Raw genomic sequence first — 21,368 nt, forward strand, 5'->3', positions numbered from 1 at the left:
TGATACAAACCTTGGATACGTTGATAATGTTTACCTTGCTACCTTTATGACATAGTAGCTCTTACTTCGCCTATTTTTTAATCTCATAAAGGCACATACGATTAAAGAGGTTTATTTTTCGCCATTCCAATAGCTCGTGGCAGGTGAAGACGAGGGTATGATGATTTCTCAAACGTAAAAAGCTCACGATACCCAAGGTCGTGAGGAAGATCGAATGTTTCACGTGAAACAAGCTTCATGCCGCACAAACGAGCCGTATGGAGAGAGTGTTGTACCTCATCATCAGAAATACGGGCCTTCGAGCAGATCAGAAGACCATGCTGTTGTAAGAAAGGCGACGCGTACTCGACGAGCACATTCATACTTGCGACAGCACGTGCCATGACGAGGAAAAAGGTCTGCCCTTCCTTTTTTGCGAGAGTCTCTGCCCTGAGTGAGCTTGTTGTGAGCTGTGATGTCATCCCAAGCTCACCAATGAACTCTTTGACAGCCATGACCTTCTTGTTGACGGAGTCAAGAAGCAGACCGTTCATGCCTGTAACGATGCCAAAAGGAATGCCAGGAAATCCTGCTCCTGTTCCAATGTCAAGAAAACGCTCCTGCTCAGTGGAGCAGCACGATAAGGTGCGGGATGCATCATATACGTTGACGACAAGAAGTGAATCAAGCGCGTGCAGAACCAATGCTGATTCCATGCTAGTAATTCTCGTGAGATTGAGCTGCTTATTTTTGTCAATGACAAGCAGGATATGTTGGATGAGGAGTTTGGCTTGCTCGGGAGTGAGAGAGAGGCCGTATGCAGACGCATAGGACATTAAGACCTCAATCTTGTCAGCGTCGGGAACACTATGCACTGAATCCAAATGTCCCATGTCAGTTACGATTGCGTCTGAAACATCCATGTGACAGAACTCCTTGATTCAAGAACAATTGACAAAAAGGGGGAGAGATCAAATCTCTCCCCATAGTGTACGACAGCAGAACCTGTAATGACGAACAGCTATAAACTATGCGTCAAACGGTCAGTGCACGAAGGTTACGACGACCCTCCTCTGCGGGTCAACGCCTTCTGAGTGCGTGCTGACCCGTTCGCTGTTGGCGAGCGTCAGATGCACGATACGCCGCTCGTAGGCATTCATCGGCGCCAGGCGAACCTCACCGCGCTGCTTAATTGCGTGAGCCTCGGCCTGCGTGGCAAAAGAGACGAGCTTCTGCCGACGGCGAGCCTTATACCCCTCTATGTCAATGACGATGGGGTAATGAAAGCGCATGACATTGCTCATGTACGAGGTGACGAGCATTTGGAGGGCATCAAGGGTGCGTCCATGCCTACCGATGAACACGGCAAGATCGTCACCACTCACGTCAAGAATCAGCTCACCATCGTCACCATCATATTCGTCTATCGTGACATGCTCCTCGCCAAAGAACGTCATGATCTGTCTGACATAGGTCAGGGCAACGTCCGCGATGGCGTCAACGTCCGCGTCACTCAGATCGCTGCCGGACTCAAAGCGTTCCTTGATATCGGCAAAACGGTCCTGCGACGAGACGTCAGAGACTACAGCAGCAGCCGCACCTTCTTCTTGAGCGCCGGTGGTGGAGGAACTCATCTCATCCGAATCCACGCTGACCTCCCTTATGCTGAAAACTTTCTGAATATTTACTTCGTCTTCTTGGGCCGAGGCTTGCGCTCCTTGCGGACGACGTCAAGCTGGACGGGCTGGTTGGCCAACTTTGCCTCCGTCTCGGCCTTGACCTTGTCCATGACGCGCTGCGTGACGACTATCTGCTGAATGACCTGCCAGACGGCGGAGGTGTCATAGTACAGGATGACGGCGGCGGGCAGGCCCCATCCGACCCAGAGCATCATGACGGACATGACGGCGCCCATGATGAGCGACTGCGAGCGCTGCTCCTCCTGCATGTTTTTCATGTTCATGACCATGGGGATGAGCGTCAGGACACCAAACGCCGCAACGAGGGCCGCATACACCCAGCCGCCCGCAAATCCCAGCTCTGCCATGGCCCCCGACGCGGACTGCGAGAGCGAGGGAATGATGTTGTAAAAATGAGCATCGCCGCCCACCTGGCGAGCGACGGTAAAGAGGGCAAAGAAGATGGGGGCCTGGAGCAGCACGGGCAGGCATCCGCCAAGCGGGTTGAACTTATGCTCCGAGTAGAACTTCTGCATCTCCTCGTTCATACGCTGAGGGTCGTCGGCGTAGCGCTCCTGAATCTCCTTGATCTTGGGCTGGAGCGCCTGCATGCGCGCGGACGAGGCCGTCGAGCGCGTCATCAGCGGCGTGATGAGCAGACGGATGAAGAGGGTCAGGATGATGATGGCGAGGCCCCAGTCACCACAGACGCCCTGAATCGCAGCAAGGATGCTGGTCAGAAGATTACATATCCATTCCCACATGGTTCCTCCAGGTAAGGCAGCTAGGGTACGGGGTCGAACCCGCCCCTGTGCAAGGGATTGCATCTAAGGACTCTTCTCACCGCAAGGAGGCTCCCCCGTGCGGTGCCATAGGTCGAGATGGCCTCGACCGCGTACTGGGAGCAGGTGGGCACATAGATGCAATGACCCCTGAAGAGGGGGGAGATCACCCGTTGATACCAGCGGAGAGCGCGAACGATCAGCTTCCCCGCATCTATGCGACACATGGCACGCTCACCTGATTCCCGCTTTGCCAAGTACGACCTCAAGGGCCCGCGCAAGTTCGGTTGGGTCGCTTATGTGCGTCTGACGCGTCGCAAACAGGATGAGGTCGCACCCCCGGCGCGGAAGCCCGCATTGGCGAGCGGCCTCCCTGAGCAGTCTCTTGCACCTGTTCCTGAGGACGGCGTTTCCCAGGCGTTTAGGTGCAACAAAGGCGACCCTTCCAAAGTCGCCTTCATCACCCACAAGAGCTGTCATGCGCACAAGCCTGTGATTAACTCGTCGTCCCGTCGCGTAGACCCTCTCAAAATCGCGCTTGGACTTGATGGTCTTCATGACGAGCTTAGACGGTCAGCTCCTTGCGCCCCTTGGCGCGGCGACGGGCGAGTACGGCACGACCGCCCTTGGTGGCCATGCGAGCACGGAAGCCATGCGTCTTGGCACGCTTCCGCTTGTTGGGCTGGTACGTACGCTTCATTGCAAACCCTCCTGGGATACCAAAAAACTAATGTGAGCAAGCCCTAAGATTATATGAGTCATACCTGGATGCTGTCAAACATTCCCTGCACACCACACATAAAATAATCGCCAATCACCCCCACGGCCATGATGGTCCGCGCCGGACGCTGACGCAGGATGAATGACCTACGTCAGGCACGCACTTCTTTCATCCATGGCGTGGTACTATTTTTCTTGCATGACTGCTTTGTAACTGTGGTTTTCTACAACATTGCACCATTGTTGAAATATTCCATTCACACATCGCACTTTGAATGAAAGTTTTCAACAATGATGAATTGCTGTCGAAAGGGGAGGTGGGACCATGGCTAGGGATTTCTTCCCCTTTGTGGGAGACGACGATCCCGGCGAGGGCCCACCATCCGAGACGCGCTCACTCGTGGTCAGGTATCCCGCGCGCATCGCCGTCTATGACGACGTCTCCGCGGCGCCGCGCGTCGTCGTCATAGAGCCCCAGGACGTCCGGCCCTATCTGGACGAGATCACGGCGACGGTGTCCCGCCTCGCCAGGGAGCAGGGCAGCACGGTGCCCTTCATGGTCATTCGCGAGATCGTGGAGAACTTCATTCACTCCTTCTTTCGCCAGCCGACCATCAGCATCCTGGACGACGGCAACACCCTGCGCTTTTCAGACCAGGGCCCCGGCATCAAGGAGAAGGACCGGGCGTTGCAGTTTGGCACCAGCTCAGCCACGGAGGAGATGCGCCGCTACATCCGAGGCGTCGGGTCGGGGCTGCCCTACGTGCAGCAGTACATGCAGGACAAGGGCGGTGCCCTCACCATCGAGGACAACATCTCCACCGGCACGGTCGTGACCATCTCCGCCGTGAGGACGCCACATGCGGATACGAGGACGGCAGGGTGCGCCCCTCAGGCGGCAGGGCAGTCCGGCACGACGTCGTGGCCCGCCCAATCGCAAGGTCTCATGAGCGCAGGTGCCGCACCGACGGTCGGCGCGGCGCAGGAGCTCGCGCCGTTTGGGACGGCGGTCTCATGGCCGCTCGCACACCCGGCCGCCCCCTACCAGGCGCAGCCTCAGGTGGGATGGCCACAGGCGGCGCCGGGCGCCATGCCGTCCATCATGCCAGGCGCCGCGACCCAACGTCAGGGCGCGGTGGTCTGGGGATCGGCGCCCTCAACCCCCCTGCCCGCCGCGACATACCCCACAACGGCGCCGTGGCCGTCAGGCGCTGGCGCCGCATCCGCCGACGAGGCGAAAGCTCACACCCTTGAGATCAGCGAGCGGGGCCACCTCGTCCTCTCGTTTCTCCGCGACCATGAGAGCGTCGGTCCCACGGACCTCATGAGGGCGTACGGGAGCTCTCAGCCCACCTGGTCGCGCGAGCTCTCGTCATTGGAGGACCTGGGGCTTGTCAACAAGCGGCGCGGCGAGCAGAAGCGTCGTCTCTCTGCGGCGGGAAGGGCGTTTCTCGCGACGACAGATGGTGACGCTCATCCTGCATGAGGCCGACTTTCCCTCACCTGGGCGAGTTTTCATCATATACTAGGAAACTGCGCGCCACGGGCGCTCACTTTTCTACAATCTCACAGCCCCGCATGGGGCGTCAGGTGGACCACATGGACTCGACGCAGGACGACGCAAAGCTTCTCTGGCATGACGTACTGGTCATGCTGGACACCAAGAGCCTGGCACCCTCGGTTCTCGCCATGCTCAAGAGCTGCGACGTCATCGGCTTTGACGGCACGGCTCTGTCCATCTCCACCAACCTTGGCTTTGCCCAGAGGAAGATTCGTCAATGCACGCAGCTCATAGAGGCCTGCCTCAACGAGGCGGCCTTCCAGCCGGTGGAGCTGAGGGTGCTCCTCGCTCAACCGAGCGAGTCGATGGAGATTGACACCAGCTCGCATCTTTCCAGCAGCGAGCTGAGGCGCATCACCTCCGAGGCCCGCGCGCAGGCGCCCGCCAAGGCGCACTCGCCGTCTGGCGGCACGGCGACAAACGCCAGCCCGCTCGCGGACACCGCCGGCGACCTCGCCGACTCAAAGCTCACCTTTGAGCGCTTCGTCGCGGGCGAGGAGAACATGCTGGCCTTCGAGGCGGCAAAGCAGGTCGCCAACGGCGAGAACAAGGGATACAACCCGCTGTTCATCTATGGGAAGAGCGGCCTGGGAAAGACGCATCTTCTGCGAGCCATCCAAAACTACGTGGTCACCAACGACCCGTCGCGCGTCTGCGTGTATCGCACGGCGGCGGAGTTCGTGGAGGACTATCGCATCGCCTGGAACAACAGCGAGACCTCAGCGCGCAGCGCCCTGTCCAACAACTACCAGAACGTCGACATACTCATTATCGACGACGTGCAGAACATGCGCACGGCGGCAGGCACGATCCGCTTCTTCTTCGAGACCTTCAACGCCCTCATGGCCCATGGCAAGCAGATCGTGCTCGCCGCCGACCGCTCGCCCTCGCAGCTGGGCATGGGGGAGAGCAAGTTCGACGAGCGCGAGACCAGCCGCATGGACTCCGGCGTCACCGTGAGCATCCAGGTGCCCGACTACGAGCTCAAGCTCAACCTCATAAACGCCTTCTACGAGCGCATGCGCCAGGACGCCGAGCGCGAGCACGTGGGAGGCCTCACCGGCAGCATCAGCGAGGACATGCGTCAGCTCATGGCCGAGCGCTCGGGCACCAACATCCGCGTCATAGAGGGCTTCGTCCAGACCTGCATCATGAACGCCGGCCGGCTCGAGCAGAAGGGCACCGCCCTGGGGCGGGAGGACGTCATCCGTCTGGCGAACGCCAAATGGCCCAGCGGCCAGCGCGCGGTGACCATTGAGCAGATACAGAAGGCCGTCGAGGGGCACTACGACGTCTCCCACTCAGAGCTCGTGGGGTCAAAGCGCAACAAGGAGCTCATGGAGCCGCGCCACGTGGGCATCTGGCTCACGCGCGAGCTCACGGATAACACCCTCGCCGACATCGGCAAGAAGTTTGGCGGTCGTTCGCACGCCACCGTCAAGCACAGCATCATCTGGGTGGACAAGGCCATGAAGGAGGACCGGCTCTTCCTTGACCAGCTTGAGACGCTCAAAGACAGCATCATCGACAAGGGATGAGATGTTGAAACCTACGTTGAAACCGTTGCGACGAGCTATGAAAACCAGGCGCTCGACGTTGAAGGACGATGGGAGAAGGGGCGTTGATGTTGATGATGAAGAGTCCCGCCCCCTGTCCCGTCGCGCGAAACATGCCCTTCCACCTGCCTGACGTCACAGTTCTCTACAAATCGTCACGCGATATTGGTAGTACTGTTCTCTTATATATAAGACAGTATTAGTAGCAGCAACCAACCTTTGCCCTGCGCCCGGGGCGGCCGCGTCGAAAGGGGTCACGATGAAGTTCTCGGTAAGCCAGTCGTCCTTGGAGAGGGCCCTCGCCGTCGTAACGAAGGGCATGGCGTCAAACTCGACCCTCCCCATTCTGTCAGGCATCCACATCATCGCCAGACCTGGGGCCATCGAGCTACAGACCACCAACCTCACCATCTCGATACGCCACAGCGTCGCCGCCAACGTCGAGGAGGAGGGAGAGACGGTCGTCGCGGGCAAGACCTTGCAGGCCATCGTGAAGACGCTCTCGGACGCGGCGGTCAGCTTCGAAAGCCGCGACCACGTCGTCGCCATCGCCTGCGAGAAGTCTCGCTTTCGTCTCAACACGCTCGACGCGGCGGACTTTCCCGAGTTTCCCTCCTACACCCTCGAACGTTCCATCGAGCTTCCCTGCGCGCTCGTGGGCGCCATGGTCGACAAGGTCTACAAGGTTACCTCAAAGGACACCTCACGACCCATCCTCTCAGGCGTGCTCCTTTCCGTCCACGAGAACACGATTCGCATGGTGGCCACAGACTCGTATCGTCTCGCCGTGTGCGACTCCAACACCGAGACGTCCGGCACGGACGAGCCCTTTACGGCCATCGTTGCCGGCTCCACCCTGCATGACGTGCTCTCGCTGGCCTCAGACGCCGACAGCATGATGATGGGCACCAACGAAAGCCAGGTCGTGTTCTCGTTTGGTGCCACGACCTATGTCGCCCGAAGGATCGAAGGGACGTTTCCCAACTACAAGCAGCTGCTGCCGTCGAGCTGCGGAACCTCCGTCACCGTTGACGTCGAGACCCTCTCGGCGGCCCTCAGGAGGGTCTCCGTCATCGCCCAGTCCAACTCGTCTGTGCGCTTTGACATCGACGTCGAGGGCGAGGTCATGAGGTTGTCGGCATCCTCTCCCGACCAGGGCGACTCGACGGAGACGATCCCCGTCCGCGCGGAGGGAGAGAGCATGTCCATCGCCCTCAACTATCACTACGTCTTTGACTGCGTCAACGCCGCGACCACAGACAGCCAGCTGACGCTCGAGCTCCAGAACACCATGCAGCCCGGCATCTTCAAGTCGTATGGTCAGATCAACTACCTCTATTTGCTGATGCCCGTCAGGATGTAGCCATGGGACTGCTCGTGCGGACCCTCACGCTCGACGACTGGCGCAACTTTCGCCACGAGTCCCTGACGTTTGCGGGGGGCATGACCATACTGCACGGCCATAATGCCGCGGGCAAGACCAACGTCATAGAGGCGCTCCAGCTCCTGACGGCGGGATGTTCCTTCAGGCGTCCCCGACCCCAGGACCTCATCTTGGAGGGCGCGTCCTGCGCCCGCGCCGCCGCGACGCTCACCGGCGACGGACGAGTCATCGACGTGGCCTGCCGCGTCGAGGGCGCGCGCCGCCTCTTTGAGCGCAACGGCAAGCGCTGCGTGGCCGCCGACCTTCCCGCGTCGCTGATGAGCGTGCTCTTTACGCCCGACGATCTCTCGCTCGTCAAGCGTGGGGCCTCATGGCGCCGAGACGAGCTCGACGCCTTCGGCAGGCAGGCCAACAAGGGCTACGGGAGCGTCCTTGGCTCCTACCTCCATGCCGTCGAGCAGCGCAACCGTCTGCTCAAGGATATCAACCCGGACAGCTCCCTGCTCGAGGCCTGGGACGAGTCCCTGTCACTGGGCGGCGCGACCCTCCTGGCCGCCCGCGTGAGGATGTTCACGCGCCTGGCGGCGCACATCAAGAGAATCCACGCCCAGCTCGCGGAGGGAGAGTGCCTGGACTGCTCCTACCTATGCTCGCTGGGCGACGACGTCGACCCTACCACGCTCTCCCGAGACGAGCTGCGCGAGATCTTCCTCAGGCGCCTGGGCGAGCTGCGCGAACAGGAGCGACGCCGTCAGCAGACGCTCGTGGGACCCCAACGCGACGACGTGACCTTCCTGGTTGACGGCCGCGACGCGCGCTCCTTTGCCTCACAGGGCCAGCAGCGCACCATCGTGTTGGCGTGGAAGATGGCCGAGCTGGCGCTCAGCCACGAGCTCACGGGCGGCGCGCCCCTGCTCTTGCTTGATGACGTCATGAGCGAGCTTGACGAGCGCCGTCGTAGCGCGATGACGAGCTTTGTGCAGGAGGGCGTCCAGACCGTCATCACCACCACGAACCTGGGGTATTTTCCTGCCTCGCTCCTTGGGGCCGCGCGGGTGGTGAACATAGGTGAGTGAGTGGAAGCCTCCAAGCTCGGGCGCCCTGAGGTCGGTGTGGGGTCTCAACCCGCGCGAGAGGGGCTCTGAGTCGGTTGATCACCTTCTGGGACGCTTCCTGTCTCGCGGCCTGGGACGTTCCCTGAGCGCCAACCAGCGCGCCGCCGTCGCATGGCGCGACGCCAACGGCGACGTGGAACGCATGCACACTTGCGGCGTCTATCTGCGCAAACCCCCAAACGCCGCGCTGCCGCCGGTAATGGGCGTCTACGTTGACTCCCATGCGCGACTGATGGACTGGAACACCAACCGAGAGATCTACCTCGCCCGCCTCGCCGCGGCGGGCCTCGAGCTCTCGGGCCTTGAGTTCAGGCTGGCGCGCAACCACCGTCCGCCCACGTCACCCCGCCCCACCTCGCCCGCCGCGACCGCGTCTGGGTCCCTTTCGATGCAGGATGAGGAGCGCATCCGTAGGCGCTGCGCCGAACTGCCGCCGGGATTGAGGGAGCGCCTGGCCCAGGCCATGAGGGACAGCCTGCATCGCGACCGGACGCCCCCTCCGCCCGCGTCGTGACGTCCGTGCGCGCCCCGCCGGGGGGACACGAGGTTTGACGCAACGGGCTCAAAATCGCCGTCACAACGCCGGAGAGGCGATGTTGCCCCCTCACGTTACCGATATTATTGTCGCTCCGAAGTATTTCTTGGGTTTACGGGCGTTCTACCCTAAAATTAGAAGACTGTGTTCTCAACGTGTACCCCTGCAAGGAAGGGAAGCTCGTGGCAACAAGCAACAGCAACTACGGAGGCAGCGAGATCAAGGTCCTCGAGGGCCTCGAGCCGGTCCGCAAGCGGCCTGGCATGTACATCGGCACGACCTCCGCGGCGGGCCTCCATCATCTGGTGTGGGAGATCGTCGATAACTCCGTCGACGAGGCCATGGCGGGATTCTGCACCAAGATCTCCGTGACCGTGCACCCGGATGGCTCAGTGTCCGTTGAGGACAACGGGCGCGGCATCCCCGTCGAGAAGCACCCCCAGAAGAAGATTCCCACGCTCGAGGTCGTCCTCACGATCTTGCACGCCGGCGGCAAGTTTGACAACGCCGCGTACAAGGTCTCGGGCGGCCTGCACGGCGTGGGCATTTCCGTCGTCAACGCGCTCTCCAGCAGGCTCGTCGCCACCGTCAAGCGCGACGGCGGCATCTATCAGATGGAGTTCTCGCGCGGCAAGGTCACGAGCAAGATGAAGAAGATCGGCAGCTCAAAGGCAACGGGAACCACCGTGACCTTCTGGCCCGACGAGACCATCTTCGAGACGACCTCCTTCAGCTACGACACGCTGCATGACCGCCTGCAGGAGACGGCCTTCCTCAACAAGAACCTCAAGATCGTCCTCACGGACGAGCGCGAGCTGACGCCGCGCGTGGACGAGTTCTGCTATTCCGGCGGCATCATCGACTTCGTCAAGTTCCTCAACGCCGAGAAGACCATCCTGCCCAACTGCCAGCGCTCCATCGTCTACATCGAGGGAAGCTCCGACCCCGGCGAGCCCGTTCACAGGAAGGGTGACGTCGAGGTGGCCCTTCAGTGGAACGCGGGCTACTCCGAGACGGTCATGTCCTTTGCCAACGACATCTACACCGAAGAGGGCGGCATGCACCTGGAGGGCTTCAGGACGGCGCTCACCAAGACGATCAACGACTACGCCCGCTCAAAGAAGCTCCTTAAGGACAAGGACTCGAACCTGACGGGAGATGACGTGCGCGAGGGCCTCACGGCTGTCATCTCGGTCAAGCTTCCCGACCCGCAGTTCGAGGGACAGACCAAGTCAAAGCTCGGAAGCTCCTACATGCGCTCGCTCACCAACAGGGTCGTGTCGCAAGGGCTCTCCGACTACCTTGAGGAGCACCCCAATCAGGCGAAGGAGATCTTCAAGAAGGCCTCCTCGGCGGCTCGGGGGCGTCTTGCCGCCCAGAAGGCCCGCCAGGCGACGCGTCGCAAGGGACTGCTGGAGAGCGCCGCGCTGCCGGGCAAGCTCGCTGACTGCTCGGTGCGAGATCCTTCCATGACCGAGCTGTTCATCGTGGAGGGCGACTCCGCAGGCGGCTCGGCAAAGGACGGCCGCCGCCGCGACATCCAGGCCATCCTGCCCCTGCGCGGCAAGATCCTCAACGTCGAGCGCGTGGGCGACCATCGCGCCTTCTCGTCCGAGTCCATACAGTCGCTCATCACGGCCATCGGCACGGGCGTGACCAACAACACCGGCGACGGCGGCGACTTTGACATTACCAAGGCCCGCTATCACAAGATCATCATCATGACCGACGCCGACGTCGACGGCGCGCACATTCGCATCCTGCTCATGACGTTCTTCTACAAGTACATGCGTCCCCTCATCGACGCGGGATACGTCTATTCTGCCTGTCCCCCCATCTTTGGGGTCAAGGTTGGCAAGCGCGTCCACTACGTCTACCCAGACAGCAAGACTTCCGAGGAGACGCTCCTGGCCCGCGCCATCGACGAGCATGTTCCCCTCGACGTCGAGGGCAAGAAGCGAAAGTACAGCGTGCAGCGCTACAAGGGCCTGGGCGAGATGGACCCCCAGCAGCTGGCTGACACGACGATGGACCCCAAGACCCGCATCCTGCAGAGGATCACCATCGAGGACGGTCAGAAGGCCGCCCTGTCAGTCTCACGCCTCATGGGCACGCAGGTTGAGTATCGCCGAGACTACATCGAGCGTCACGCCAAGGACGCCCGCTTCCTCGACATCTAGACGAAGGGACAAGCCACGTGGCTGACGAAACGACAACCAGGCCGGGCGCCGACGACGACGTCATGATGCCCGACGACCTCCGCGAGCTGCTCGCGCGTGCCCAGCGCGACCAAGAGGATCCGACGCTGCCGGCCTATGACCCCGACGCCGACGACGAGGCCGGCACGGACGACGACGCGGACGCCGAGACGGACGACGACCTCGAGCCGCTCCCCGACGCCCGCGGCGGCGGGGACGATACCGACATCCACGGCGGGACGTTGCAGACGCGCGAGTTCGGCCACGAGATGGAGCAGTCGTTCATCGAGTACTCCATGTCGGTCATCACCGCCCGCGCCCTGCCGGACGTGCGCGACGGCCTTAAGCCAGTGCATCGGCGCATCCTCTACGCCATGAACGAGGCGGGCATCTTTCCCAACAAGCCCCACAAGAAGTCGGCCTGGACGGTCGGCGAGGTCATCGGTAAGTATCATCCGCATGGTGACGCGGCGGTCTATGACGCCATGGTCCGCCTGGCGCAGTGGTTCTCCATGCGCATCTCCCTGGTTGACGGCCACGGCAACTTTGGCAACATCGACGGCGACTCGGCGGCCGCCATGCGCTACACCGAGAGCCGCCTGGCTCGCCCCGCCATGGAGCTTCTGCGCGACCTCAACAAGGACACCGTGGACTGGCAGCCCAACTATGACGAGTCGCTCCAGGAGCCCTCGGTGCTACCGTCCCGCTTCCCCAACATCCTCGTCAACGGGTCGCAGGGCATCGCCGTGGGCATGGCCACCAACATCCCGCCGCACAATCTCGGCGAGGTCATCGACGCCACCTGCTTGATGATCGACGACCCCGAGGTCACGATTGAGGAGCTCATGCGGGTCATGCCGGGCCCCGACTTTCCCACGGGCGCCGTCATCATGGGCTCTGAGGGCATCCGTCAGGCCTACGAGACGGGCCGCGGCATCCTCACCGTGCGCGCCAAGGCGCACGTCGAGTCAACCAAGGGCGGCCGCAACAAGCTCGTCTTCACGGAGTTTCCCTACGGCGTCAACAAGGGCAACCTTCAGGAGAAGATCGCCACGCTCGTCAACGACAAGCGCATCGAGGGCATCTCTGACATGCGCGACGAGTCCAACCGCAAGGGCCTGCGCCTGGTCATCGAGCTCAAGCAGGGCGCCATCCCCGAGGTCGTGCTCAACAACCTGTACAAGTTCTCGATGCTCCAGACCTCCTTCGGCATCATCGATCTGGCCCTTGTGGGCGGCGTGCCCAAGCTGCTCTCGCTTCCTCAGATCCTCAGGCACTACATTGACCACCAGGTTGACGTCGTCACGCGCAGGACGCGCTTTGACCTTGCGAAGGCCCAGGCGCGCGCCCACATCCTCGAGGGCTTGCTGCTGGCGCTCGATCACATCGACGAGGTCATCTCCATCATCCGCTCAAGTCGTACGGACGCCGAGGCGGCTGCGCGCCTGACCGAGCGCTTTGCCTTCACCAAGGAGCAGACGACGGCCATCCTCGAGATGCGCCTGCGGCGCCTGACCGGCCTGGAGCGCGACAAGATCGAGCAGGAGCTCGACGGCCTCAGGCGCGCCATCGCTTACTACGAGGAACTCCTCGCCGACGAGAGGAAGATCCTCGGCGTCATCAAGAGCGAGATGCTCGAGATCAAGGACAAGTTCGCGGACGCGCGCCGCACTGCCATCTCGGACGCGCCGGTCGTCCTTGACGTGGAGGACCTCATCGCCGAGGAGGACATGGTCATCACCGTGACGCACGCCGGCTACGTGAAGCGCCTGCCTGTCTCGACCTATCGCTCGCAGCGCCGCGGCGGCAAGGGCATCCAGGGCCTCTCGCTCAAGGAAACCGATTTCGTGGAGGATCTCTTTGTGGCCTCCACCCACGACTACGTGCTCTTCTTTACCAACAAGGGCAAGGTGTACCGCGTCAAGGTGCATGAGCTGCCCATTGGCTCGCGCCACGCCCGGGGCTCGGCGCTCGTCAACGTCATACCGCTGGAGGACGGCGAGCATCCCACCGCCGTCATCACCACGCGCGAGTTCCCCGCCAACGAGTACCTGATGTTTGCCACCCGCGACGGCATGGTCAAGAAGACCGCCATGAGCGACTATGACAAGAGCCGCCGTGACGGCATCATTGCCATCAACCTCAAGCGCAATGACGAGCTCGTCAACGTGCGTCGCGTCAAGCAGGGCGAGAAGGCCATCCTGTGCTCCACGGCCGGCAAGGCCATCGTCTTTGACGAGTCGGAGATCAGGCCCACGGGACGCGCCACCTCGGGCGTGCGCGGCATCACGCTCAAGGGCGACGCCAAGATGCTGGGCATGGAGATCTCCAACGGCAGGGGAGACCTGCTCGTGGTGACCGAGAAGGGCTACGGCAAGCGAACGCCCGTGAGCGAGTATCCCCAGCACCGCCGCGGCGGGCAGGGCGTCGCCACCATCTCGATGACCGCCAAGAAGGGCGACCTCGTGGCATGTCGCGTGGTGGGTCCCCAGCACGAGCTCATGATCGTGTCCGAGGAGGGCATCGTCATTCGCGTCAAGACGGCGGACATCTCGCGGCTCGGCCGCTCGACCCAGGGCGTCCGCATCATGAACATGAGCGACAACGATCAGGTGAGCGCCCTCGCGCGCATGGTCGCCCGCAAGAAGAAGGCCCCAAAGGCCCAGGCCAACCAGGGTGTGCTCGACCTTGCCGGCGCAGGCGCCGCCGACGCTGCCGAGGAGGAGCCCGTTGACATCGGCGGCGAGGAGGAGCTTGACGACACCATGATCGAGGGTGACGACGAGTAGGCCCAGCCCGTGACCTGCGATCCATGACCTGCGACCTCTCGCGAAGAGAGTTTGCTGCGGCCCGCCTCCCGCTGGGACGGCGGGCCGCAGCAACGATGGGCTAGGAGAAGTCCTCGGGCGAGAGATGCTCGACAAAGTCGTGAAACTCCTCGAGCTCCTGCTGCCTCTCCCGCTTCTCGACCGCGTCGAAGTCGGGCATGGTCGCGCGTTCGAGCACGGTCTCGTCGGCAAAGATGGGCACCTCCGCGCGGATGGCGAGCGCCAGCGCGTCCGAGGGTCGGGCGTCAAGCTCCACGTGGCTGCCCGACGCGCAGCTCACGTTGAGACGGGCAAAGAAGGTCGTGCCCCGCACGTCAACGATCTCGACGGAGTCCAATGACCCGCCCATCCGCCCGATGCAGTCAAGCAGCAGGTCATGGGTAAGGGGTCGCCCCACGGGCGAACCCTCGATTCCCGCCGAGATACAGCTCGCCTCGAGCACGCCGATGCGAATGGGAAGTCGCCCCGAGGCCCCGCCGCCCTCGCGCCCGTCCGATCGTGGCCGCAGCACGACGAGGGATGACATGGGCCCCGCCCCGACCATGATGGTTTGTATGTCCATGCGTACCATGAGCACCCCCTCGTGTGGCAGTCTGTCCCTATGTCTGGCCATGGTACCCGTCCCGCCTGCCCTGCCCGCCCACAATCGATAAATTATGGCCGAGGAATTACCAACTTGACGGTTGACCTCTTTGGCTGCGGGGAGTAATATCTCTCCTTGCGTTGGGCCCGTAGCTCAGTTGGTCAGAGCGTCCGGCTGATAACCGGGAGGTCACAAGTTCGAACCTTGTCGGGCCCACCACCTTCCTTGATAATAATCACCCCAGCGTGAGCCGAGTCGCCGCTGGGGTGATTATTGCTAAAGGGGACGTAGCTCAGCTGGGAGAGCGCGGGCTTTGCAAGCCTGAGGTCGTGGGTTCGAACCCCATCGTCTCCACCACACGACGCGAGGTCACGGGCGTTTCGCCTGTGACCTTTTCCATCTGCCCCGCCTCGCCGTCTTAGCGCGGTCTCGTGCGCTGCGCTATGCTGTGGGAACATCGCGTCCAAGAAAGGGCAACGTCCATGTCGCCATCCTCAGCCGAAAGACAAGAGGGCATGTCGCCCGAGCTTGACAGCCTGGGAGCGACGCTCGCGGGCGACGCGCTCAACCTCCTCGCGGACGGCAGGGACCTCAACGTTCTGCTCGTCGTCCAGGCCTGCAACGGCGCCGTGACGTCCTACGACGTCTCTGACGACGGGGTGGAGGCCTGCCTCATGGGCGCCCGCGAGACGGTCAGGTCACTCGCCGCGGACGCGGACGCACATGACCCTAAGGCGCCGGTGCGCTACGCGATCGCCTACGAGGGGGCCGTCGCCGACGACGACGGCTCCTATCACGATGCGCTCATGCTCGAGTTTGGCGAGCGGGGCTACCGGGCCTACTCCGCCTACTCGCTCGTGGCAGGCAGGGGCGCCCACGAGGACTTTCAATGGAGCGACCCTGCCCCCGCAGGCGAGATTGAGCCGCTTCTGTGACGTTGTCCGCCTCCGCTCCCAAGAGGCGAGCTCCCCTTCCTCGGGCGTGACGTCCGTGAAATAACGCAGCATTCTCACCGACGCCCGTCGCCCCGGCGGCGGCGTGGTATACAGTCTTCCAGTTACGTGCCGCGTCTGCCGGCAAACCACAGAACGAGGGACAGAGGCCCGCATGCTCCAAGAGAACATAAGAAACATTGCCATCATCGCCCACGTGGACCACGGCAAGACGACGCTCGTGGACAAGCTCCTGCGCGCTACGGACGCGTTTCGCGAGAACCAGCAGGTTCAGGAGCGCGTGCTTGACTCGAACGACCAGGAGCGCGAGCGTGGCATCACCATCCTGGCAAAGAACATCTCCATCGAGTACCAGGGCGTGAAGATCAACGTCATCGACACCCCGGGCCACGCCGACTTTGGCGGCGAGGTCGAGCGCGTCCTCAAGATGGCCGACGGTGCCCTGCTCCTCGTTGACGCCGCCGAGGGCCCCATGCCCCAGACGCGCTTCGTGCTCAGGCACGCCATTGCCGCCGGCCTGCAGGTCATGGTCGTCATCAACAAGGTCGACAAGCCCGCCGCTGACCCCGAGCACGCCCTCAATGCCTCGCTCGACCTCATGATGGACCTGGGCGCGACGGACGACCAGCTTGAGTTTGCCATGGAGCACGTCATCTACTGCTCCGCCGTCAACGGTTTTGCGCGCCTCTCGCCAGATGACGGCAACATGGACATGTTCCCCTTGCTCGACATGATCGTGGACGCCCTGCCCGCTCCCGACGTTGACGCGCAGGGGCCTTTGGCCATGCAGTGCGTGACCATTGACCACTCCGAGTACGTGGGCCGCATCGGCATTGGGCGCGTCTACTCGGGGACCCTGCGCGCCGGCGACAGGATCCTGGTTGTGAAGAACGACGGGAGCAGGGCCATGGCGCAGGTCAAGCAGCTCTTCACCTTTGACTACCTGGGGCGTAAGGAGTGCCAGGAGGTCGAGGCCGGCGACATCGCCGCCGTCGTGGGCATCGATGGCACGGACATCGGCGACGTCTACACCGACCCGGACAACCCCGTGGAGCTTGAGCCCATAGAGATAGATCCCCCTACGCTCGCCATCGTCTTTGAGCCGTCAAACTCGCCCCTCGTGGGGCGCGAGGGCCAGATCGTCGGCGGACGCCAGCTCAAGGAGCGCCTTGAGCTTGAGCGCGAGAACAACGTGACGATGCGCATAGAGGAGCTGCCCGACAAGACGGGCATGGAGGTGTCGGGCCGCGGCATCCTGCACCTTTCGGTGCTCATGGAGCAGATGCGCCGCGAGGGCTTTGAGTTTCAGGTGGGCCGCCCGCGCGTCCTGTTCAAGGAGGACGGTCACGGCGGGCGCCTGGAGCCGGTCGAGCAGGCCGTCGTCGAGTGCCCCGGCGAGTATGCCGGCAAGGTCATCGAGCTCTTTGGTAACGTGGGCGGCACCATGACCAACATGGAGGCCGGCACCACCCAGACGCATCTCGAGTTCAAGATTCCCACCCGCGGCATCATGGGCCTCAAGAACCGCATTCTCAACGTGACGCACGGCGAGGCGGTCTTCTACCACACCTTCCTTGAGTTCGGGCCCTTTGCCGGCGAGATCGGCGCCCGCCAGAACGGCGCCATGATCTCCATGTCAACCGAGAAGTCCGTCGCCTACGCCCTGGGCACCCTCCAGGAGCGCGGCCAGCTCTTCGTGGGCCCCGGCGTCGACTGCTACGAGGGCATGCTGGTGGGGGAGCGCTCCCGCCCCGGCGACATGGTGGTCAACATAGCCCGCACCAAGAACCTCGGCAACCAGCGCTCGTCCACGGCGGACATCTCGGTGCAGCTCACGCCGCCCAAGACCTTCTCGCTCGAGGAGGCGCTCGAATACATCATGGACGACGAGCTCGTCGAGGTGACGCCCAAGTCCGTCCGCATGCGCAAGCGCATCCTCAACGAGACGGAGCGCCGCAAGTGGCGCGTGCGTCACGGCATGGTGGACAAATAGGCAGGAGGCCTGCGCGTCGCCCAGCCGCGCGCTCACGTGGGGTCCCGCGGCCCGTCAGGGGCGCGAGACCCTTTGCGTGACCTGTACGATGGGGTGTTGCAAAGGGTATCACGCGGGCCCTCACGACGCGTCGCGCTCGTCATCCTGCCGCCCCACGACCCTGCCACGTCGACGCGCCCCTCGCCACGCCCGTCGGGCCGCATGTCCCACCCGAGGGGCCAGGTCAATGTCCACGGGCAGCATCACATCAAACTTGACGGACCAGAGCCGTATGCCCACGACCACGAGGACGCAGAGGGGCACGGCATAGAAGCGGCTCACGTGCAGACCCAGCACGAGCAGGTAATAGCAGAGCGCCCCGCAGGCGGCGCAGACGGCGTACAGGTTGCTCTTGCGGAAGATGTGCGGCGTTTCGCCCAGGGCGATGTCGCGCAGCATGCCGCCTCCCACGCCGGTGGTGACGCCCATGAGGAGGCAGGCCCAGAACGAGAGGCCAAAGCTCATGGCCTTGCCGGTGCCCGTCGCCACGAAGAGCCCCACCGAGACGATGTCCACGACCATCAGCAGCCGCGGGACCCTCTCCAGGACGCTCGAGAAGAGGTAGCCCAGCGTGCCTGCGAGGACCGTCAGGGGGATGGCGTTGGGGGAGTCAAGCATGTAGACCCCTCCCCGCTGCATGATCACGTCGCGGATGAGACCGCCGCCCAGGCCGCACAGCAGGGAGAGGGCCACAAATCCCACGAGGTCAAGGTTGCGCCTGCGCGCCACCAGGATGCCGCTGAACGAGCCGATGAGCACGGACAGCAGATCGAGCCAGGTGGGAATCTGGGCGATTGTGTCGTAGGGAGCCTCGGCGATGAGAGGTGGGAGCATGGGCCTGCCAATGTTGGGAGGAACGTGACGCGGGGCACCGCCCGTGGCCGCGACGTGGGACAAAGGCGAGCGCGCGCCCCGGCCGGATGATTCTAGCACGCCCGCCCGTCCTGGCCCGCGGGTCCCGTTCCGTACGCAAGATGTGGATAATTAGTTTGTGCGCCCGCGGTGGCGCTGCCCGCCCTCGTTAGGTTATACTCACCTGTGCGCTTTTGTGGAGAGTTGTCCGAGTGGCCGAAGGAGCACGATTGGAAATCGTGTATACGCCTAAAGCGTATCCTGGGTTCAAATCCCAGACTCTCCGCCAGACCATACGCAGCGGCGCCCGTGAGGGCGCCGCTTCACCCTCGGAGGGGTGGCAGAGTGGTTGAATGCGGCGGTCTCGAAAACCGTTTAGCCCCTCGGGGCTACGAGGGTTCGAATCCCTCCTCCTCCGCCAGCGTCACCGGGCGAGCCTGTCGTTTCAGGCTCGCTTTCTGTATGCTTTAGGACTGTGAGGCAACGAGCGCGGGAAAGGACGTCGAATGAAGAGCACCGCATACTTCTCCCATGCCTGGTCCCTGCTCACCAAGGACAAGGGCTGGTTCAAGGTCCTGCTGATCTTGATGCTGTGGTCCTTCGTGCCCGTCGTGGGGGCGCTTGTGGTGACCGGGTACGCCCTTGAGTGGGCCCGCCTCGTGTCATGGAACGTCGAGGGCTCCCCCAAGCAGAAGAACATCGACGTCACGCACTGCATCAAGAGCGGGTGGCGGGCCCTCGTCGTCGCCCTTCCGTGGGCCCTCGTCGCGGAGCTTCTCGTCTTTGCGCTTCAGGCCCCCTTCCTGACCTCATCTCACCCATATGATGACCTTCCCCTGCCGCTCACCATCGTCACAAACGTCCTGCTGTTCCTGGTGGGCGTGCTCGTCGCCATTCCCGTCCTGCGGGCCACCATCTATCAGGACTTCAAGGCGGGGTTTCAGCTCAACCGCATAGCCGAGATGATACGTCGCGACGTCAAGGGGTTCTTCAGGCTCGCGGGCACCATGGCCCTCTTGAGCATCTGCGTCACCCTCGTGCTCGCCATCCCCGCGCTCCTGCTGCTGGCCTTGGGTGCCTTCTACGCCTTCGCCGTGGCGGCGACCGTCGCGTATCACGGTCTGTCCGGGTCGATGGGCCCCCTCTTTGCCTCCCTTGCCGTGTTCGTCCTTCTTTCCATGCTTGCTGCCTCATTCATGTCCCTCATGAACTATGTGATGGTTGGCCTGTGGATGCGTCAGTTTGACGTCATGTCCTGGGGCACGCGTCATGACCCGCTGCCCCCCGCGCAGACGTCGGCGCAGCTTGCGGCGTCCGCAGCTTTGGCGGCAGCGTCGCCCGTCCCTGGCGGCGCGCAGGGGCCGGCGCAGGGTCAGACCGACGCGCCCGCAGGTGAGCCGCCCGATGATGCATGCGCCCCCCTTGAGCCGCCCCCTGCGGGACAAGCCACTTCCGTCCATGATGGTGACCAGGTCGTGGACGTCATACCGCTCGGCGTCGCAACATCGGCGGCCCCTGAGGATGACGGCGCCCCGGCGGTCCCTGGGGACGATGTCACCGCGACGGCCCCTGAGGACGATGCCACCGCGACGATTCCTAAAGACGGCGACGCCCCGGCGGCCCCTTGCGTCCCTCCGGCCTCCGGCGTCGACGGGCCGACCTTGGACGACCCTCTTGCCGGCGCCTCGGGCGAGACCCCTCCCGCGCCCGACGACGGCCGCCCGCACATCTAAGGCGCGCATCTAGGGCGCGCGGCCCCACGCCCTTCCAGGCCAAGGCGCCAAGGGCCCGCGAGGGTGTCGCCTTGAGGGCCATGATCCCGGCGTGTCGAGGTCGGCGGGGCAACATCTCGAGAACCTGCATATATGGATAGATCATGGAGGCCCATCGGGCCTCCATGTGCGTGCGCGCCCCGCCCCGTCGTTCTAGCTGACGCCCTGAGCGTGCCGCCAGCATCCTGCATGGTGCGCGCAAGATGTCCGCGCGTCGCCGACGCTACCCTGCCTGCAGGAAGAAAAATGTGTGAGTGGTGTCCAGCGCGCGTCACCTCGCAGACGGGCACGACGTCATGTGGTAGTATGCAAGGCTGATTCTTCCTGCCCCGGACGCACCTTCACCAACCGGGGCCGCCAGTCCAGAGGAGGTGACCACATGAAGGCTTATGAACTGCTCTACTTTGTCGATCCCGCCGCAACCGAAGAGACGCGCGCCGGCGTCAGCAAGCGCATTGACGTTGCCGTCACCGAGAACGGGGGCGCCATCGACAGCGTCGAGGATTGGGGCAAGCGCAAGCTCGCCTTTGAGATCGACGACCTGACCGAGGGTGACTACATCCTCATCAACTTCCACGCAGATCCCGCCCAGATCGCGGAGCTCGACCGAGTCCTGCGCATCAACGACGCCGTCAAGCGCCACATGATCGTGCGCCGCAGCGACAAGGACTAGGCATGGAGGCAGGGCCTTTGGCCTACGGATGAGAGGCAGGCAAGCATGAGCATCAACAGGGTCAACATCTCGGGCAACCTCACCCGCGACGGCGAGCTTCGGGCCACCGCGGGCGGCACCTCGGTGCTGGCGTTCGGCGTGGCGGTCAACGACCGCGCGCGCAACC

Annotated in this window: 20 protein-coding genes and 4 tRNA genes; 16 read left to right on the forward strand and 8 right to left on the reverse strand. The window is 63.1% G+C overall.

All coding sequences use genetic code 11. From position 1 onward, the window contains the following. Positions 1 to 101: 101 nt before the first annotated feature. The 6 genes from rsmG to rpmH all read right to left on the reverse strand — a co-directional run bounded on the left by rsmG (position 102) and on the right by rpmH (position 3,140). Positions 102 to 902, reverse strand: a complete 801-nt coding sequence (rsmG, locus tag HMPREF2826_RS02255; RefSeq protein WP_083307191.1) for a 16S rRNA (guanine(527)-N(7))-methyltransferase RsmG — start codon at positions 900 to 902, stop codon at positions 102 to 104. Between the two features lie 120 nt (positions 903 to 1,022). Then, complete coding sequence (locus HMPREF2826_RS02260) at positions 1,023 to 1,628, reverse strand: Jag family protein (protein WP_246824656.1); 606 nt, start codon at positions 1,626 to 1,628, stop codon at positions 1,023 to 1,025. A gap of 35 nt (positions 1,629 to 1,663) precedes the next feature. Beyond that, positions 1,664 to 2,422, reverse strand: coding sequence for a YidC/Oxa1 family membrane protein insertase (locus HMPREF2826_RS02265; RefSeq protein ID WP_058270823.1), 759 nt, complete (start codon positions 2,420 to 2,422; stop codon positions 1,664 to 1,666). 20 nt (positions 2,423 to 2,442) lie between these two features. Next, positions 2,443 to 2,667: a membrane protein insertion efficiency factor YidD gene (yidD, locus tag HMPREF2826_RS08990; protein ID WP_083307192.1), complete on the reverse strand. Its 225-nt coding sequence runs from the start codon at positions 2,665 to 2,667 to the stop codon at positions 2,443 to 2,445. A 7-nt stretch (positions 2,668 to 2,674) separates the two neighbouring features. Further along, entirely contained in the window at positions 2,675 to 2,998 is a 324-nt protein-coding gene (gene rnpA, locus HMPREF2826_RS02270) for a ribonuclease P protein component (protein ID WP_070638855.1), read from the reverse strand. Positions 2,999 to 3,005: 7 nt separating this feature from the next. Beyond that, complete coding sequence (gene rpmH, locus HMPREF2826_RS02275; protein ID WP_058270821.1) at positions 3,006 to 3,140, reverse strand: 50S ribosomal protein L34; 135 nt, start codon at positions 3,138 to 3,140, stop codon at positions 3,006 to 3,008. A 345-nt stretch (positions 3,141 to 3,485) separates the two neighbouring features. Between rpmH and HMPREF2826_RS02280 the strand changes: the two genes are divergently transcribed. From HMPREF2826_RS02280 to gyrA, 7 genes are all read left to right on the forward strand, one after another. Then, positions 3,486 to 4,646 (forward strand): ATP-binding protein, encoded by a 1,161-nt coding sequence (locus HMPREF2826_RS02280; RefSeq protein WP_070638857.1) that lies wholly within the window; start codon positions 3,486 to 3,488, stop codon positions 4,644 to 4,646. A gap of 113 nt (positions 4,647 to 4,759) precedes the next feature. Further along, positions 4,760 to 6,259, forward strand: a complete 1,500-nt coding sequence (locus HMPREF2826_RS02285) for a DnaA ATPase domain-containing protein (protein ID WP_070639037.1) — start codon at positions 4,760 to 4,762, stop codon at positions 6,257 to 6,259. A 277-nt stretch (positions 6,260 to 6,536) separates the two neighbouring features. Next, complete coding sequence (gene dnaN / locus HMPREF2826_RS02290; protein WP_070638859.1) at positions 6,537 to 7,640, forward strand: DNA polymerase III subunit beta; 1,104 nt, start codon at positions 6,537 to 6,539, stop codon at positions 7,638 to 7,640. Positions 7,641 to 7,642: 2 nt separating this feature from the next. After that, entirely contained in the window at positions 7,643 to 8,737 is a 1,095-nt protein-coding gene (locus HMPREF2826_RS02295) for a DNA replication/repair protein RecF (protein ID WP_070638861.1), read from the forward strand. Continuing rightward, positions 8,730 to 9,290, forward strand: a complete 561-nt coding sequence (locus HMPREF2826_RS02300) for a hypothetical protein (protein ID WP_246824657.1) — start codon at positions 8,730 to 8,732, stop codon at positions 9,288 to 9,290. The genes HMPREF2826_RS02295 and HMPREF2826_RS02300 overlap by 8 nt, the downstream gene beginning before the upstream one ends. 203 nt (positions 9,291 to 9,493) lie before the next feature. After that, the gene (gene gyrB / locus HMPREF2826_RS02305; protein ID WP_070638865.1) at positions 9,494 to 11,491 is read left to right on the forward strand and encodes a DNA topoisomerase (ATP-hydrolyzing) subunit B; all 1,998 of its coding nucleotides are present in this window, start codon (positions 9,494 to 9,496) and stop codon (positions 11,489 to 11,491) included. A 17-nt stretch (positions 11,492 to 11,508) separates the two neighbouring features. Further along, positions 11,509 to 14,298 (forward strand): DNA gyrase subunit A, encoded by a 2,790-nt coding sequence (gyrA, locus tag HMPREF2826_RS02310; RefSeq protein ID WP_371440564.1) that lies wholly within the window; start codon positions 11,509 to 11,511, stop codon positions 14,296 to 14,298. A 100-nt stretch (positions 14,299 to 14,398) separates the two neighbouring features. Here gyrA and HMPREF2826_RS02315 read toward each other — a convergent pair whose 3' ends face one another. Next, complete coding sequence (locus HMPREF2826_RS02315) at positions 14,399 to 14,908, reverse strand: bifunctional nuclease family protein (RefSeq protein ID WP_070638867.1); 510 nt, start codon at positions 14,906 to 14,908, stop codon at positions 14,399 to 14,401. A gap of 154 nt (positions 14,909 to 15,062) precedes the next feature. Between HMPREF2826_RS02315 and HMPREF2826_RS02320 the strand changes: the two genes are divergently transcribed. From HMPREF2826_RS02320 to typA, 4 genes are all read left to right on the forward strand, one after another. Then, positions 15,063 to 15,139: transfer RNA gene (locus HMPREF2826_RS02320), tRNA-Ile, on the forward strand. A 62-nt stretch (positions 15,140 to 15,201) separates the two neighbouring features. Next, positions 15,202 to 15,277, forward strand: a tRNA-Ala gene (locus HMPREF2826_RS02325). Between the two features lie 125 nt (positions 15,278 to 15,402). Then, positions 15,403 to 15,855, forward strand: a complete 453-nt coding sequence (locus tag HMPREF2826_RS02330) for a hypothetical protein (protein WP_070638869.1) — start codon at positions 15,403 to 15,405, stop codon at positions 15,853 to 15,855. A 172-nt stretch (positions 15,856 to 16,027) separates the two neighbouring features. Then, on the forward strand, positions 16,028 to 17,866 hold the full coding sequence (gene typA / locus HMPREF2826_RS02335; protein ID WP_070638871.1) for a translational GTPase TypA: 1,839 nt from the start codon (positions 16,028 to 16,030) through the stop codon (positions 17,864 to 17,866). A gap of 120 nt (positions 17,867 to 17,986) precedes the next feature. Here the strand turns inward: typA and HMPREF2826_RS02340 are convergent, their stop codons facing one another. Further along, positions 17,987 to 18,739, reverse strand: a complete 753-nt coding sequence (locus HMPREF2826_RS02340) for a trimeric intracellular cation channel family protein (RefSeq protein WP_070638872.1) — start codon at positions 18,737 to 18,739, stop codon at positions 17,987 to 17,989. A 216-nt stretch (positions 18,740 to 18,955) separates the two neighbouring features. Between HMPREF2826_RS02340 and HMPREF2826_RS02345 the strand changes: the two genes are divergently transcribed. The 5 genes from HMPREF2826_RS02345 to HMPREF2826_RS02365 all read left to right on the forward strand — a co-directional run. Continuing rightward, positions 18,956 to 19,046 (forward strand) — tRNA-Ser (locus HMPREF2826_RS02345). A 42-nt stretch (positions 19,047 to 19,088) separates the two neighbouring features. Next, a tRNA-Ser gene (locus tag HMPREF2826_RS02350) sits at positions 19,089 to 19,178 on the forward strand. An 85-nt stretch (positions 19,179 to 19,263) separates the two neighbouring features. Further along, complete coding sequence (locus tag HMPREF2826_RS02355) at positions 19,264 to 20,490, forward strand: DUF4013 domain-containing protein (RefSeq protein ID WP_070638874.1); 1,227 nt, start codon at positions 19,264 to 19,266, stop codon at positions 20,488 to 20,490. 418 nt (positions 20,491 to 20,908) lie between these two features. Then, on the forward strand, positions 20,909 to 21,202 hold the full coding sequence (gene rpsF / locus HMPREF2826_RS02360) for a 30S ribosomal protein S6 (protein WP_058270810.1): 294 nt from the start codon (positions 20,909 to 20,911) through the stop codon (positions 21,200 to 21,202). A 45-nt stretch (positions 21,203 to 21,247) separates the two neighbouring features. Then, on the forward strand, positions 21,248 to 21,368 hold a 121-nt coding region (locus tag HMPREF2826_RS02365; RefSeq protein WP_148138309.1), incomplete at its 3' end, for a single-stranded DNA-binding protein.

This window comes from Olsenella sp. HMSC062G07, assembly GCF_001811895.1.
GTDB classification, from domain to species: Bacteria; Actinomycetota; Coriobacteriia; order Coriobacteriales; family Atopobiaceae; genus Olsenella_F; species Olsenella_F massiliensis.